Annotated in this window: 24 protein-coding genes; all 24 read left to right on the top strand. The window is 40.2% G+C overall.

The features are described from left to right. The first annotated feature begins 255 nt into the window (after positions 1 to 255). The 24 genes from rpsJ to map all read left to right on the top strand — a co-directional run bounded on the left by rpsJ (position 256) and on the right by map (position 12,217). Complete coding sequence (rpsJ, locus tag ACFX4W_RS30235; protein WP_013054926.1) at positions 256 to 564, top strand: 30S ribosomal protein S10; 309 nt, start codon at positions 256 to 258, stop codon at positions 562 to 564. Between the two features lie 41 nt (positions 565 to 605). Then, positions 606 to 1,235 (top strand): 50S ribosomal protein L3, encoded by a 630-nt coding sequence (gene rplC, locus ACFX4W_RS30230; protein ID WP_013054927.1) that lies wholly within the window; start codon positions 606 to 608, stop codon positions 1,233 to 1,235. Between the two features lie 28 nt (positions 1,236 to 1,263). Further along, positions 1,264 to 1,887, top strand: a complete 624-nt coding sequence (gene rplD / locus ACFX4W_RS30225) for a 50S ribosomal protein L4 (RefSeq protein ID WP_013054928.1) — start codon at positions 1,264 to 1,266, stop codon at positions 1,885 to 1,887. Next, positions 1,887 to 2,174, top strand: a complete 288-nt coding sequence (rplW, locus tag ACFX4W_RS30220) for a 50S ribosomal protein L23 (RefSeq protein WP_013054929.1) — start codon at positions 1,887 to 1,889, stop codon at positions 2,172 to 2,174. The genes rplD and rplW overlap by 1 nt, the downstream gene beginning before the upstream one ends. A gap of 27 nt (positions 2,175 to 2,201) precedes the next feature. Then, positions 2,202 to 3,032, top strand: coding sequence for a 50S ribosomal protein L2 (rplB, locus tag ACFX4W_RS30215; RefSeq protein WP_013054930.1), 831 nt, complete (start codon positions 2,202 to 2,204; stop codon positions 3,030 to 3,032). 57 nt (positions 3,033 to 3,089) lie between these two features. Further along, entirely contained in the window at positions 3,090 to 3,368 is a 279-nt protein-coding gene (gene rpsS / locus ACFX4W_RS30210; RefSeq protein WP_013054931.1) for a 30S ribosomal protein S19, read from the top strand. Between the two features lie 19 nt (positions 3,369 to 3,387). Continuing rightward, positions 3,388 to 3,729 (top strand): 50S ribosomal protein L22, encoded by a 342-nt coding sequence (gene rplV, locus ACFX4W_RS30205; RefSeq protein ID WP_013054932.1) that lies wholly within the window; start codon positions 3,388 to 3,390, stop codon positions 3,727 to 3,729. Positions 3,730 to 3,732: 3 nt separating this feature from the next. Beyond that, positions 3,733 to 4,389, top strand: a complete 657-nt coding sequence (gene rpsC / locus ACFX4W_RS30200; RefSeq protein WP_013054933.1) for a 30S ribosomal protein S3 — start codon at positions 3,733 to 3,735, stop codon at positions 4,387 to 4,389. 2 nt (positions 4,390 to 4,391) lie between these two features. Further along, entirely contained in the window at positions 4,392 to 4,826 is a 435-nt protein-coding gene (gene rplP, locus ACFX4W_RS30195) for a 50S ribosomal protein L16 (RefSeq protein ID WP_013054934.1), read from the top strand. Further along, positions 4,816 to 5,016 (top strand): 50S ribosomal protein L29, encoded by a 201-nt coding sequence (rpmC, locus tag ACFX4W_RS30190; RefSeq protein WP_013054935.1) that lies wholly within the window; start codon positions 4,816 to 4,818, stop codon positions 5,014 to 5,016. Before rplP ends, rpmC begins: the two co-directional genes overlap by 11 nt. Before the next feature lie 25 nt (positions 5,017 to 5,041). Next, the gene (gene rpsQ, locus ACFX4W_RS30185) at positions 5,042 to 5,305 is read left to right on the top strand and encodes a 30S ribosomal protein S17 (RefSeq protein WP_013054936.1); all 264 of its coding nucleotides are present in this window, start codon (positions 5,042 to 5,044) and stop codon (positions 5,303 to 5,305) included. A 51-nt stretch (positions 5,306 to 5,356) separates the two neighbouring features. Beyond that, complete coding sequence (rplN, locus tag ACFX4W_RS30180; RefSeq protein WP_013054937.1) at positions 5,357 to 5,725, top strand: 50S ribosomal protein L14; 369 nt, start codon at positions 5,357 to 5,359, stop codon at positions 5,723 to 5,725. A gap of 49 nt (positions 5,726 to 5,774) precedes the next feature. After that, entirely contained in the window at positions 5,775 to 6,086 is a 312-nt protein-coding gene (gene rplX / locus ACFX4W_RS30175; protein ID WP_013054938.1) for a 50S ribosomal protein L24, read from the top strand. Between the two features lie 31 nt (positions 6,087 to 6,117). Then, complete coding sequence (rplE, locus tag ACFX4W_RS30170; RefSeq protein ID WP_013054939.1) at positions 6,118 to 6,657, top strand: 50S ribosomal protein L5; 540 nt, start codon at positions 6,118 to 6,120, stop codon at positions 6,655 to 6,657. Between the two features lie 33 nt (positions 6,658 to 6,690). Then, positions 6,691 to 6,876 carry a type Z 30S ribosomal protein S14 gene (locus ACFX4W_RS30165; protein WP_013054940.1) on the top strand — a complete coding sequence of 62 codons (186 nt, stop codon included), beginning with the start codon at positions 6,691 to 6,693 and terminating at the stop codon, positions 6,874 to 6,876. A 30-nt stretch (positions 6,877 to 6,906) separates the two neighbouring features. Continuing rightward, positions 6,907 to 7,305, top strand: coding sequence for a 30S ribosomal protein S8 (rpsH, locus tag ACFX4W_RS30160; RefSeq protein ID WP_028410368.1), 399 nt, complete (start codon positions 6,907 to 6,909; stop codon positions 7,303 to 7,305). Between the two features lie 30 nt (positions 7,306 to 7,335). Next, positions 7,336 to 7,875, top strand: coding sequence for a 50S ribosomal protein L6 (gene rplF, locus ACFX4W_RS30155; RefSeq protein WP_013054942.1), 540 nt, complete (start codon positions 7,336 to 7,338; stop codon positions 7,873 to 7,875). 32 nt (positions 7,876 to 7,907) lie between these two features. Continuing rightward, positions 7,908 to 8,270 (top strand): 50S ribosomal protein L18, encoded by a 363-nt coding sequence (gene rplR / locus ACFX4W_RS30150; RefSeq protein WP_013054943.1) that lies wholly within the window; start codon positions 7,908 to 7,910, stop codon positions 8,268 to 8,270. A 20-nt stretch (positions 8,271 to 8,290) separates the two neighbouring features. After that, positions 8,291 to 8,791: a 30S ribosomal protein S5 gene (gene rpsE, locus ACFX4W_RS30145; RefSeq protein WP_013054944.1), complete on the top strand. Its 501-nt coding sequence runs from the start codon at positions 8,291 to 8,293 to the stop codon at positions 8,789 to 8,791. A 14-nt stretch (positions 8,792 to 8,805) separates the two neighbouring features. Continuing rightward, positions 8,806 to 8,988, top strand: coding sequence for a 50S ribosomal protein L30 (gene rpmD / locus ACFX4W_RS30140; RefSeq protein ID WP_013054945.1), 183 nt, complete (start codon positions 8,806 to 8,808; stop codon positions 8,986 to 8,988). 33 nt (positions 8,989 to 9,021) lie between these two features. After that, positions 9,022 to 9,462 (top strand): 50S ribosomal protein L15, encoded by a 441-nt coding sequence (gene rplO / locus ACFX4W_RS30135; protein ID WP_013054946.1) that lies wholly within the window; start codon positions 9,022 to 9,024, stop codon positions 9,460 to 9,462. Further along, entirely contained in the window at positions 9,462 to 10,754 is a 1,293-nt protein-coding gene (secY, locus tag ACFX4W_RS30130; protein WP_013054947.1) for a preprotein translocase subunit SecY, read from the top strand. Before rplO ends, secY begins: the two co-directional genes overlap by 1 nt. A 66-nt stretch (positions 10,755 to 10,820) precedes the next feature. Further along, positions 10,821 to 11,474, top strand: a complete 654-nt coding sequence (locus ACFX4W_RS30125) for an adenylate kinase (protein ID WP_013054948.1) — start codon at positions 10,821 to 10,823, stop codon at positions 11,472 to 11,474. Next, complete coding sequence (gene map, locus ACFX4W_RS30120) at positions 11,471 to 12,217, top strand: type I methionyl aminopeptidase (protein ID WP_043982709.1); 747 nt, start codon at positions 11,471 to 11,473, stop codon at positions 12,215 to 12,217. Before ACFX4W_RS30125 ends, map begins: the two co-directional genes overlap by 4 nt. Positions 12,218 to 12,266 lie beyond the last annotated feature (49 nt).

Below are 12,266 nucleotides of genomic sequence, written 5' to 3'. Positions count from 1 at the left end.
TAAAGATAGTTTTTACTATTACACTTGCAAAATGATCTCCTTTTATATATAATGAAAAAAGTGTGCGACACATAAAAAAGTTTTTTAACTTTATTGTTGCAATATGAACCCATTTTTAGTATAATAAAAATGTTGGTCTTTGACTGCGATGATGCGGAAGGTTGCCGACACACCCGGCCGCTTTGCCATGGCGAGTGTGGGGAAATTTCCGCGGAGAATGTCTATTGTAAAATAGGCGAAAAAGGAGGGAAAATAATGGCAAAAGAAAAAATTCGCATTCGTTTAAAAGCATATGATCACAGAATTCTTGATCAATCTGCTGAGAAAATCGTAGAAACTGCAAAACGTTCTGGTGCGGCTGTATCTGGTCCGATTCCATTACCGACTGAAAAATCAATTTATACAATTCTACGTGCAGTACACAAATATAAAGATTCTCGTGAGCAGTTCGAAATGCGCACGCATAAACGCTTAATTGATATCGTGAATCCAACACCACAAACTGTTGATTCATTAATGCGTTTAGACTTACCATCTGGTGTAGATATCGAAATTAAACTTTAATTTAAAATAAAGAATGAAAAGATACTTAGGAGGTGTGACTAATGGCCAAAGGAATCTTAGGAAGAAAGATCGGTATGACTCAAGTATTTGCTGAAAATGGTGACTTGATCCCAGTAACAGTAATTGAAGCTTCTGCTAACGTAGTTCTTCAAGTTAAAAACGCTGAGACAGACGGTTACGAAGCGATCCAATTAGGTTTCGAAGATATCCGTGAAAAACTATCTAACAAACCTGCAAAAGGACATGCTACTAAAGCTAATACTGCTCCTAAGCGCTTCATCCGTGAGTTACGCGGTGTGGACGCTTCAGCATATGAAGTTGGTCAAGAAGTCAAGGTTGATATTTTCGCAGAAGGCGATGTAATTGATGTAACAGGAATCTCAAAAGGTAAAGGTTTCCAAGGTGCTATTAAACGCCACGGACAATCTCGCGGACCTATGTCTCATGGTTCTCGCTACCACCGTCGCCCAGGTTCAATGGGTCCTGTAGCTCCAAACCGCGTATTCAAAGGTAAATTATTACCAGGACGCATGGGTGGAGAGCGCATCACTGTGCAAAACTTATCAATCGTTAAAGTTGACGCAGAACGCAATCTTTTATTAGTAAAAGGTAACGTGCCAGGAGCTAGAAAATCTCTAGTTACTGTTAAATCTGCAGTTAAATCTAAATAATAATTCTTCGAGAAAGGAGGAATAACCAATGCCAAAAGTAGCATTGTTTAACCAAAACGGTGAAAACGTTGGAGAAATCGAACTTCAAGATGCCGTTTTCGGTATCGAACCAAACAACAAAGTACTTTTCGACGCGATCGTAATGCAACGCGCATCTCAACGTCAAGGTACTTCTAAAGTTAAAAATCGTTCTGAAGTAAGAGGCGGTGGCCGTAAGCCATGGCGTCAAAAAGGTACTGGTCGTGCTCGTCAAGGATCTATCCGTTCTCCACAATGGCGTGGTGGTGGCGTAGTATTTGGTCCAGTTCCAAGAAGCTATAGCTACAAATTACCTAAAAAAGTTCGTCGTTTAGCAATTAAGTCTGCATTATCAACTAAAGTTCAAGATAACAGCATCGTTGTTCTTGAAGCTCTTTCTTTTGATGCTCCAAAAACAAAAGAAATGGTAGCAGTTCTTAAAAACCTAACAGTAGAACGCAAAGCATTAGTAGTAACTGCTGATCTTAACGAAAACGTTGCACTTTCAGCACGTAATATTCCTGGTGTAACAGTTGTTGCAGCTAATGGTTTAAGCGTATTAGACGTTATGAACCATGATAAGCTTGTAATCACTAAAGACGCAGTTGAAAAAGTAGAGGAGGTGCTTGCATAATGAAAGATCCTCGTGATATTATTAAGCGCCCCGTAATTACAGAACGTTCAACAGACTTAATGGCTGAGAAAAAATATACGTTTGATGTTGATGTAAGAGCTAATAAAACTGAGGTTAAAGATGCTATCGAAAAAATCTTTGACGTAAAAGTTGAAAAAGTAAACATCATGAACTACAAAGGTAAATTCAAGCGTGTAGGTCGCTACAGTGGTCTTACTAACCGTCGTCGTAAAGCGGTAGTAACACTAACTCAAGAGAGCAACGAAATCGAATTCTTCGAAGCTTAAGATTACTAGAGAAGGAGGGAAATTGAGATGGCGATTAAAAAGTATAAACCAACCTCAAATGGTCGTCGTGGCATGTCAGTTTCTGATTTCGCTGAAATTACTACTGACAAACCAGAAAAATCGTTACTTGCACCTGTCAAGAGAAAAGGTGGTCGTAACAACCAAGGTAAATTGACTGTTCGTCACCAAGGTGGTGGGCACAAGCGTCAATACCGTATCATCGATTTTAAACGCGATAAAGATGGAATACCTGGACGCGTTGCTACAATCGAATATGATCCAAACCGTTCAGCTAACATCGCATTAATTCATTATGCTGATGGTGAAAAACGTTACATCCTTGCTCCTAAAAACCTAAAAGTAGGTTTAGAAGTTATGTCAGGTCCTGAAGCTGACATTAAAGTAGGTAACGCGCTTCCTTTAGCTAACATTCCTGTTGGTACAGTAGTACACAACATCGAATTGAAACCTGGTAAAGGTGGACAATTAGTTCGTTCTGCAGGTACATCTGCTCAAGTACTTGGTAAAGAAGGTAAATACGTATTAGTACGTTTAACTTCTGGTGAAGTACGCATGATCCTTGCAACTTGTCGTGCAACTGTAGGTCAAGTTGGTAACGAACAACACGAGTTAATCAACATCGGTAAAGCCGGTCGTTCTCGTTGGTTAGGTATCCGTCCAACTGTACGTGGTTCTGTAATGAACCCTAACGATCACCCACACGGTGGTGGTGAAGGACGTGCTCCAATCGGACGTAAGTCTCCAATGAGTCCATGGGGTAAACCAACACTTGGTTACAAAACTCGTAAGAAGAAAAACAAATCCGATAAATTTATCGTTCGTCGTCGTAAAAAATAACTGGATTGAGCTACGGTTCAAACGAACCGTAGGACAATCACGAAGGGAGGTTCATTTATGGGTCGCAGCTTAAAGAAAGGACCTTTTGTAGATGACCATTTAATCAACAAAATTGAGAAGTTAAACGAAACTGACAGCAAGCAAGTAGTAAAAACTTGGTCTCGTCGTTCAACTATCTTCCCTCAGTTCATTGGTCATACAATTGCTGTATATGACGGTCGTAAACATGTACCAGTTTATGTTACTGAAGACATGGTAGGTCACAAACTTGGTGAATTCGCACCATCTCGTACTTACAAAGGTCACGCAAGTGATGATAAGAAAACAAGACGCTAATATGAGAGGAGGCTTTTAAATGCAAGCTAAAGCTGTCGCGAGAACAGTACGTATTGCTCCTCGTAAAGTTCGTTTAGTTGTAGATTTAATTCGAGGTAAGCAAGTGGGTGAAGCGCTAGCAGTGCTACTTCACACGCCGAAGGCTGCTTCTCCAGTCGTTGAGAAAGTATTAAAATCTGCTATTGCCAATGCAGAACACAATTATGAAATGGACGCTAACAATTTAGTTATTACTGACGCTTTTGTTAACGAAGGTCCAACTTTAAAACGTTTCCGTCCACGCGCTATGGGACGTGCAAGCCAAATTAACAAGCGCACAAGCCACATCACAATCGTGGTATCAGAAAAGAAGGAGGGATAATTCATGGGTCAAAAGGTAAATCCGGTCGGTCTTCGCGTCGGTGTCATCCGTGATTGGGAATCAAGATGGTTCGCTGGCAAAGACTACGCTGACTTATTACATGAAGACTTAAAAGTACGTGAATATATCGCTAAACGTTTAAACGATGCAGCTGTTTCTAAAGTTGAAATCGAACGCGCTGCTAACCGCTTAAACGTAACGATCCACACTGCAAAACCTGGTATGGTAATTGGTAAAGGTGGTACTGAAGTAGAATCACTTCGTAAAGCTCTTAACCAATTAACAGGCAAGCGTGTACACATTAACATCCTTGAAATTAAACGAGCAGATTTAGATGCTAAACTAGTAGCTGAAAACATCGCTCGCCAACTTGAGAACCGTGTATCATTCCGTCGTGCTCAAAAGCAAGCTATCCAACGTAGCATGCGTGCTGGCGCACAAGGTATCAAAACAATGGTATCTGGTCGTTTAGGCGGAGCTGATATTGCTCGTTCTGAATATTACAGTGAAGGTACAGTTCCACTTCATACACTTCGCGCTGATATTGACTATGCTCACGCTGAAGCAGATACTACTTATGGTAAACTTGGTGTGAAAGTATGGATCTATCGTGGAGAGGTTCTTCCTACTAAAAAGAAAACTGAGGAAGGAGGAAAATAATTATGTTATTACCAAAACGCGTTAAATATCGTCGCGAACACCGCGGAAAAATGCGTGGACGCGCTAAAGGTGGTACGGAAGTACATTTCGGTGAATTCGGTTTACAAGCTACTGAAGCTTCTTGGATTACAAACCGTCAAATCGAAGCTGCTCGTATCGCAATGACTCGTTACATGAAACGTGGCGGTAAAGTATGGATTAAAATTTTCCCTTCTAAACCTTATACTGCTAAGCCTCTAGAAGTCCGAATGGGTTCTGGTAAAGGTGCTCCTGAAGGTTGGGTAGCAGTTGTTAAACCTGGAAAAGTAATGTTTGAAATTTCAGGTGTATCTGAAGAGGTTGCACGTGAAGCTTTACGTTTAGCTGCACACAAGCTACCTGTAAAATGTAAGTTTGTAAAACGTGAAGAAATTGGTGGTGATTCTAATGAAAGCTAATGAAATTCGTGACCTTACCACTGCTGAAATTGAACAAAAAGTTAAGGCTTTAAAAGAAGAGTTGTTTAACCTTCGTTTCCAATTAGCGACTGGACAATTAGAGAATACTACTCGTATTCGCGAAGTGCGCAAATCGATCGCTCGTATGAAAACTGTAGTTCGTGAAAGAGAGATTGCTGCTAATAAATAATTAAGTCTGAGAGGAGGCTTTCAGAATGAGTGAACGCAACCAACGTAAAGTTTACACTGGCCGCGTAGTTTCTGACAAAATGGATAAGACTGTTACTGTTCTTGTTGAAACTTACAAAAAGCATTCGCTTTATGGCAAGCGTGTAAAATACTCAAAGAAATTCAAAGCTCACGATGAAAACAATACAGCTCAACTAGGCGATATCGTGAAGATCATGGAAACTCGTCCGTTATCAGCTACTAAACGTTTCCGTCTAGTAGAAGTTGTAGAAAAAGCTGTTATCATCTAATAGTTAAGATAGATCGGATAAGAATGATTCATCCGAAGGGAGGTTTCGTACATGATTCAACAAGAATCTCGTTTAAAAGTTGCAGACAACTCTGGTGCACGTGAGGTACTTACTATTAAAGTACTTGGTGGTTCAGGTCGCAAGACAGCAAACATTGGTGATGTTATCGTTTGTACGGTGAAACAAGCAACACCAGGAGGCGTTGTTAAAAAAGGTGACGTTGTTAAAGCTGTTGTTGTACGTACAAAAAGTGGTGTTCGCCGTACTGACGGTTCTTACATCCGTTTCGACGAAAATGCTTGCGTAATCATCCGTGACGACAAAGGACCACGTGGTACTCGTATCTTCGGACCAGTTGCTCGTGAATTACGTGATAACAACTTCATGAAGATCGTATCATTAGCTCCAGAAGTTATCTAATTGATATATAGAACAAATACAAAATGCCTTTTAAGGAGGTGCGAATAGGATGCATGTTAAAAAGGGCGACAAAGTAGTGGTTATCTCTGGTAAAGACAAAGGTAAGCAAGGTGAAGTACTTGCAGCTTTCCCAAAGAAAGACCGTGTACTTGTTGAAGGTGTGAACGTTGTGAAAAAACACTCTAAACCTTCTCAAGTAAATCCACAAGGTGGAATCGTTAGCCAAGAGGCACCTATCCACGTATCAAACGTAATGCCGTTGGATCCTAAATCTGGTGAGCCAACTCGTGTTGGGTACCAAGTTATCGATGGCAAAAAGGTACGTGTAGCAAAAAAATCTGGTGAAACTTTAGATAAATAATTAATGAAATGTGAAGGGAGGTTTAGTTCACATGAACCGTCTTAAAGAGAAATTTACAAAAGAGATTACTCCTGCTCTAGTTAGCAAGTTTAATTATGAATCTGTAATGCAAGTGCCAAAAATCGACAAGATCGTAATCAACATGGGTATCGGTGATGCTGTTTCTAACTCAAAAGCTTTAGATAATGCTGTTGAAGAACTAGCTGAAATCACTGGTCAAAAACCTGTTGTAACTCGTGCGAAAAAATCTATCGCTGGTTTCCGTCTTCGTGAAGGTATGCCAATCGGTGCGAAAGTTACTTTACGCGGCGAGCGTATGTACGAATTCTTCGATAAACTAGTATCAGTATCACTTCCACGTGTGCGTGATTTCCGTGGTGTATCTAAAAAAGCATTTGATGGTCGTGGAAACTACACGTTAGGTGTTAAAGAACAATTGATCTTCCCAGAGATCGATTATGATAAAGTAACTAAAGTTCGTGGTATGGATATCGTTATTGTTACAACAGCAAACACTGATGAAGAAGCTCGTGAGCTTTTAACTCAGTTCGGTATGCCATTCCAGAAGTAATAACTGCCAACGTTAAGCAGAGGAGGCGAAAATGTGGCTAAAAAATCAATGATTGCGAAGCAAAAACGCCAGCAAAAATTCCAAGTACAAGAGTATACACGTTGCGAACGTTGTGGACGTCCACACTCAGTACTACGTAAATTCAAGCTTTGCCGTATTTGTTTCCGTGAGCTTGCTTATAAAGGTCAAATTCCTGGTGTTAAAAAAGCTAGTTGGTAAAACCCAAGTTTGGGAAGGAGGTAAATTAATATGGTAATGACTGATCCTATTGCAGATTTACTAACTCGTATCCGCAATGCGAACATGGTTCGTCATGAGAAAATTGAAGTTCCTGCTTCTAACATTAAGAAGCAAATTGCAGAAATCCTTAAGCGTGAGGGTTTCGTACGTGATGTAGAATACATCGAAGACAACAAACAAGGTATTATCCGTATCTTCTTAAAATACGGTTCAAATAACGAACGTGTAATTACAGGCTTAAAACGTATCAGTAAACCTGGTCTACGTGTTTATGCAAAAAATAACGAAGTACCACGTGTACTTAACGGTTTAGGTATCGCAATCGTTTCTACTTCTCAAGGTGTTTTAACTGACAAAGAAGCTCGTCAAAAGCAAGCTGGTGGAGAAGTATTAGCGTACGTTTGGTAATAAGTTTTAAATGTGAATGGAGGTGTAACTATGTCACGTGTTGGTAAAAAGCCTTTAGAACTTCCAGCAGGTGTTACAGTTACGAACGAGAGCAACACTGTAACTGTAAAAGGACCAAAGGGTGAATTAACTCGTACATTCCACCCTGAAATCGAAATTAAAGTTGAAGACAACGTATTAGTTGTTAATCGTCCTAGTGACAATAAAGAGCACCGCGCTCTTCACGGAACTACTCGTAGCCTTTTAGGTAACATGGTTGAAGGTGTTACTAAAGGATTCGAACGTGGTTTAGAATTAGTCGGTGTAGGTTACCGTGCACAAAAATCTGGTAGCAAATTAGTATTGAGCGTTGGATACTCTCACCCAGTTGAGATTACTCCTGAAACAGGAATCGAAATCGAAGTTCCTTCTCAAACTAAGATCGTTATTAAAGGTATTGATAAAGAACGCGTAGGTGCATTAGCTGCAAATATTCGTGACGTTCGTCCACCAGAGCCTTACAAAGGTAAAGGTATTCGTTACGAAGGCGAATATGTACGTCGTAAAGAAGGTAAAACTGCTAAGAAGTAATGCCGGTTAGGTAAAAGAAAGGAGTGCCCGAAATGATCACGAAGCTTGATAAAAACAAAGTTCGTAAAAAAAGACATGCTCGTGTTCGTGCGAAGTTATCTGGAACTGCAACTCGTCCGCGTTTAAACGTGTTCCGTTCTAATCAACATATTTACGCACAAGTTATCGACGATTTAAATTCAGTAACAATCGCAAGTGCTTCAACGTTAGATAAAGACCTGACTTTAGAAAGCACTGGTAACACTGAAGCTGCTATCAAAGTTGGCGAATTAGTCGCTAAACGCGCAGTAGAAAAAGGTGTAAACGAAGTAGTATTCGACCGTGGCGGTTATTTATATCATGGCCGTGTTAAAGCATTAGCTGACGCTGCTCGTGAAGCTGGATTACAATTCTAATTGTAAAAGGAGGGAAAATCATGCGTCGTATTGATCCAAATAAATTAGAGCTTGAAGAACGTGTTGTTACCGTTAACCGCGTAGCTAAAGTTGTGAAAGGTGGACGTCGTTTCCGCTTCGCTGCATTAGTTGTAGTTGGTGACAAAAACGGTCACGTTGGATTCGGTACTGGTAAAGCACAAGAGGTACCAGATGCAATCCGTAAAGCAATTGAAGATGCGAAGAAAAACTTAATTACTGTACCTATGGTTGGTACAACTATTCCACACGAAATCCTTGGACAATTTGGTGCAGGTCAAATTTTCTTAAAACCTGCTTCTGAAGGTACAGGAGTTATCGCTGGTGGCCCAGTTCGTGCGGTACTAGAATTGGGTGGAGTAAGTGATATTCTATCTAAATCTTTAGGTTCAAACACTCCAATCAACATGGTACGTGCAACTCTTAACGGTTTAGCTAACCTAAAACGTGCTGAAGATGTTGCAAAACTACGTGGCAAGACTGTAGAAGAACTGTTAGGATAAGGGAGGGATATGGAATGGCAAACAAACTAGCAATTACCCTTACTCGTAGCGTAATTGGTCGTCCAGAAGATCAACGTGTAACTGTTCGTACACTTGGCCTACGTAAGTTAAATCAAACTGTCGTTCAAGACGATAATCCTGCAATTCGCGGAATGATTAACAAAGTAGCTCACCTTGTTACAGTAAAAGAGCAATAAGTATAAATTGTCACTCTAAGGAGGTGCTCCGGAATGAAACTTCATGAATTGAAACCAGCTGAAGGTTCACGTAAAGTACGTAACCGTGTAGGTCGTGGTACTGGTTCAGGTAACGGAAAGACTTCAGGTAAAGGTCACAAAGGGCAAAACGCTCGCTCTGGCGGTGGCGTAAGACCTGGCTTCGAAGGTGGTCAAACTCCTTTATTCCGTCGTCTTCCAAAACGTGGGTTCACTAATATCAATCGCAAAGAATACGCGATCGTTAATTTAGAAGCTCTTAACCGTTTTGAAGATGGAACTGAAGTAACACCAGAATTATTAATCGAAACTGGTTTAGTAAGCAAAGCAAAAGCTGGCGTTAAAGTACTAGGAAACGGTACATTAAACTCTAAGCTAACTGTTAAAGCTGCTAAATTCTCTTCAACTGCTAAAGAAGCTATCGAAGCTGCTGGCGGTACAGTTGAGGTGATCTAATGTTTCAAACAATCTCCAATTTAATGCGCGTGCGTGAAATAAGACAAAAAATCTTTTTCACTTTGTTAATGTTAATTGTCTTCCGAATTGGTACATTTATTCCTGTACCAAGTGTTAATACGGATGTACTAAAATTGCAAGATGGGTTAAATGTATTCGGGGTTCTGAATACATTTGGCGGCGGCGCGTTAAAAAACTTCTCCATTCTTGCTATGGGCATTATGCCTTATATTACAGCATCCATCATCGTCCAATTATTGCAGATGGATGTTGTACCTAAGTTTACAGAATGGTCAAAGCAGGGAGATGTTGGGCGCCGTAAATTAGCTCAAGTAACTCGTTATGGAACAATTGTGCTTGGATTTATCCAGGCTTTAGGTATGTCTATAGGATTCAACAATATTTCGGGCGGACAATTGATCGCTAATCCAGGAATTTCTACGTATCTTCTAATTGCTACAGTGTTAACGGCAGGTACTGCCTTCTTAATGTGGTTAGGAGAGCAGATTACTGCAAAAGGCGTAGGTAACGGTATTTCCATCATTATCTTTGCTGGGATTGCAGCTGGTATTCCGACAACATTAAATCAAATTTATGCACAGCAATTTGAAGACGTTGGGGATCAATTATTCATTCGTATCGTAACGGTAGTTTTAATTGCGATTGCAGTTTTAGCTATTATTGTTGGGGTTATTTACTTCCAACAAGCGCTACGAAAAATTCCTATTCAATATGCAAAGGGTTCAGCTGGTCGTAATCCTGTTGGAGGTCAATCCACTCATTTACCGTTAAAAGTAAATGCAGCTGGGGTTATTCCTGTTATCTTTGCAGTTTCATTTATTATCACACCACCAACAATTGCATCATTTTTCGGTCCAAATGATGTAACGACGTGGATTCAGAATACATTTGACTATACTAAGCCAATTGGTATGATAGTGTATGTAGCGTTAATCATTGCTTTTTGTTACTTCTATACATTTGTTCAAGTTAACCCTGAACAAGTAGCAGAGAACTTGAAAAAGCAAGGTGGCTACATCCCAGGCATCCGTCCTGGTAAAAGCACACAAGCTTATTTAACGAAAGTGTTATATCGTCTGACATTAATCGGTTCGATATTCCTTGCGTTAATTGCTGTGTTGCCGGTTCTGTTCATCAAAATTGCAAACTTACCATCATCTGCTCAGATCGGCGGTACTAGTTTGTTAATTGTTGTCGGTGTAGCTCTTGAGACAATGAAACAGCTTGAGAGTCAATTAGTGAAACGCCATTATAAGGGATTTATTAAGTAAAGCTGTTTAGTGGGAAGCAAGCTGCTTTCCCATTAAACGGATAAGATACTGAGGGGGAAGCAAGAAATGAATTTAGTGTTAATGGGCCTTCCTGGTGCTGGGAAAGGTACTCAAGCAGAAAAAATCGTTGAGCATTACGATATCCCTCATATCTCAACAGGAGATATGTTCCGAGCTGCAATTAAAGAAGGAACGCAACTAGGTTTAAAAGCTAAATCATTTATGGACCAAGGTAACCTTGTTCCTGATGAAGTAACAATTGGAATTGTGCGCGAGCGTTTAAACAAACAAGATTGTGAAAACGGCTTTTTACTTGATGGCTTCCCAAGAACAGTAGCCCAAGCAGAAGCTCTTGAAACAATTACAAAAGAACTAAACAAGCAAATTGATTATGTGATTAATATTGATGTAGATCAAAGCATTTTAATGGAGCGTCTTACTGGACGCCGCATTTGTAAAGATTGCGGAGCTACTTACCACTTAGTATTCAATCCTCCTGCGAAAGAAGGAGTTTGTGACAAATGTGGCGGAGAGCTTTACCAACGTGCAGATGACAATGCTGAGACGGTTTCAACTAGACTTTCAGTTAATGTTAAACAATCTCAACCTCTACTTGATTTCTATCAAGAAAAAGGTTATCTACGCAATATTAATGGTAATCAAGATATTAACATTGTGTTTGAGGATGTTCGTCAATTACTTGCTGGGGTTAAGCAATGATCATTTGCAAGACACCAGAGGAAATTGAGGTCATGCGTGAAGCTGGACGAATCGTGGCTTTAACTCATCTAGAGTTAAAAAAGCATATCGCTCCAGGTATTACGACTATAGAATTGGATGCAATTGCTGAAAATTTTATTCGTCAACATGATGCAATTCCGTCTTTTAAAGGGTATAATGGTTTTCGCGGCAGTGTATGTGCTTCTGTGAATGAAGAATTAGTTCATGGTATTCCGGGTGAACGCAAGCTTAATGAAGGAGATATCATCAGTTTAGACATCGGAGCTAAATTCGGTGGCTATCACGGTGATTCAGCTTGGACATATGGAGTAGGAAAGATTTCATTAGAAAATCAAGAGCTGCTTAATGTGACTGAGCAATCTCTCTACAAGGGATTAGCAGAAGCTAAGCCGGGTGAGCGTTTGTCGAATATTTCACATGCTATTCAACAGTACGCAGAATCACGTAACTTTTCGATTGTAAGAGAATATGTTGGCCATGGGGTCGGCAAAGACTTACATGAAGATCCGCAAGTACCTCATTATGGTCCACCGAATAAAGGACCGCGTCTACGTCCAGGCATGGTATTGGCAGTTGAGCCAATGGTGAATGCTGGTATGCGATATGTAAAAACATTACCTGATAACTGGACAGTTGTCACAGTAGATGGTAAAATGTGTGCGCACTTCGAACATACTATTGCAATTACTGAGACGGGATATGAAATTCTGACAGCATTGTAATGTTAAAGGATGTTATCTCTATCCATTCCTCGCTAGATGCACTGGACAG

Origin of the sequence: Priestia sp. YIM B13489 (assembly GCF_042787645.1) — a bacterium.
GTDB lineage: Bacteria > Bacillota > Bacilli > Bacillales > Bacillaceae_H > Priestia > Priestia megaterium.
This window is presented reverse-complemented; position numbering and strand designations above follow the sequence as displayed.

What these genes read in the sequence shown, in the direction of transcription:
- secY (WP_013054947.1), top strand. Translation starts at nt 9,462, where the DNA reads ATGTTTCAAACAATCTCCAATTTAATGCGCGTGCGTGAAATAAGACAA.
- rplR (WP_013054943.1), top strand. Translation starts at nt 7,908, where the DNA reads ATGATCACGAAGCTTGATAAAAACAAAGTTCGTAAAAAAAGACATGCT.
- rplF (WP_013054942.1), top strand. Translation starts at nt 7,336, where the DNA reads ATGTCACGTGTTGGTAAAAAGCCTTTAGAACTTCCAGCAGGTGTTACA.
- rplB (WP_013054930.1), top strand. Translation starts at nt 2,202, where the DNA reads ATGGCGATTAAAAAGTATAAACCAACCTCAAATGGTCGTCGTGGCATG.
- rpmD (WP_013054945.1), top strand. Translation starts at nt 8,806, where the DNA reads ATGGCAAACAAACTAGCAATTACCCTTACTCGTAGCGTAATTGGTCGT.
- rplC (WP_013054927.1), top strand. Translation starts at nt 606, where the DNA reads ATGGCCAAAGGAATCTTAGGAAGAAAGATCGGTATGACTCAAGTATTT.
- rpsC (WP_013054933.1), top strand. Translation starts at nt 3,733, where the DNA reads ATGGGTCAAAAGGTAAATCCGGTCGGTCTTCGCGTCGGTGTCATCCGT.
- ACFX4W_RS30125 (WP_013054948.1), top strand. Translation starts at nt 10,821, where the DNA reads ATGAATTTAGTGTTAATGGGCCTTCCTGGTGCTGGGAAAGGTACTCAA.
- rplD (WP_013054928.1), top strand. Translation starts at nt 1,264, where the DNA reads ATGCCAAAAGTAGCATTGTTTAACCAAAACGGTGAAAACGTTGGAGAA.
- rpsH (WP_028410368.1), top strand. Translation starts at nt 6,907, where the DNA reads ATGGTAATGACTGATCCTATTGCAGATTTACTAACTCGTATCCGCAAT.
- rplW (WP_013054929.1), top strand. Translation starts at nt 1,887, where the DNA reads ATGAAAGATCCTCGTGATATTATTAAGCGCCCCGTAATTACAGAACGT.
- rpsE (WP_013054944.1), top strand. Translation starts at nt 8,291, where the DNA reads ATGCGTCGTATTGATCCAAATAAATTAGAGCTTGAAGAACGTGTTGTT.
- rplO (WP_013054946.1), top strand. Translation starts at nt 9,022, where the DNA reads ATGAAACTTCATGAATTGAAACCAGCTGAAGGTTCACGTAAAGTACGT.
- rplE (WP_013054939.1), top strand. Translation starts at nt 6,118, where the DNA reads ATGAACCGTCTTAAAGAGAAATTTACAAAAGAGATTACTCCTGCTCTA.
- rpsS (WP_013054931.1), top strand. Translation starts at nt 3,090, where the DNA reads ATGGGTCGCAGCTTAAAGAAAGGACCTTTTGTAGATGACCATTTAATC.
- rplX (WP_013054938.1), top strand. Translation starts at nt 5,775, where the DNA reads ATGCATGTTAAAAAGGGCGACAAAGTAGTGGTTATCTCTGGTAAAGAC.
- rplN (WP_013054937.1), top strand. Translation starts at nt 5,357, where the DNA reads ATGATTCAACAAGAATCTCGTTTAAAAGTTGCAGACAACTCTGGTGCA.
- rplP (WP_013054934.1), top strand. Translation starts at nt 4,392, where the DNA reads ATGTTATTACCAAAACGCGTTAAATATCGTCGCGAACACCGCGGAAAA.
- rplV (WP_013054932.1), top strand. Translation starts at nt 3,388, where the DNA reads ATGCAAGCTAAAGCTGTCGCGAGAACAGTACGTATTGCTCCTCGTAAA.
- rpsJ (WP_013054926.1), top strand. Translation starts at nt 256, where the DNA reads ATGGCAAAAGAAAAAATTCGCATTCGTTTAAAAGCATATGATCACAGA.
- map (WP_043982709.1), top strand. Translation starts at nt 11,471, where the DNA reads ATGATCATTTGCAAGACACCAGAGGAAATTGAGGTCATGCGTGAAGCT.
- rpmC (WP_013054935.1), top strand. Translation starts at nt 4,816, where the DNA reads ATGAAAGCTAATGAAATTCGTGACCTTACCACTGCTGAAATTGAACAA.
- rpsQ (WP_013054936.1), top strand. Translation starts at nt 5,042, where the DNA reads ATGAGTGAACGCAACCAACGTAAAGTTTACACTGGCCGCGTAGTTTCT.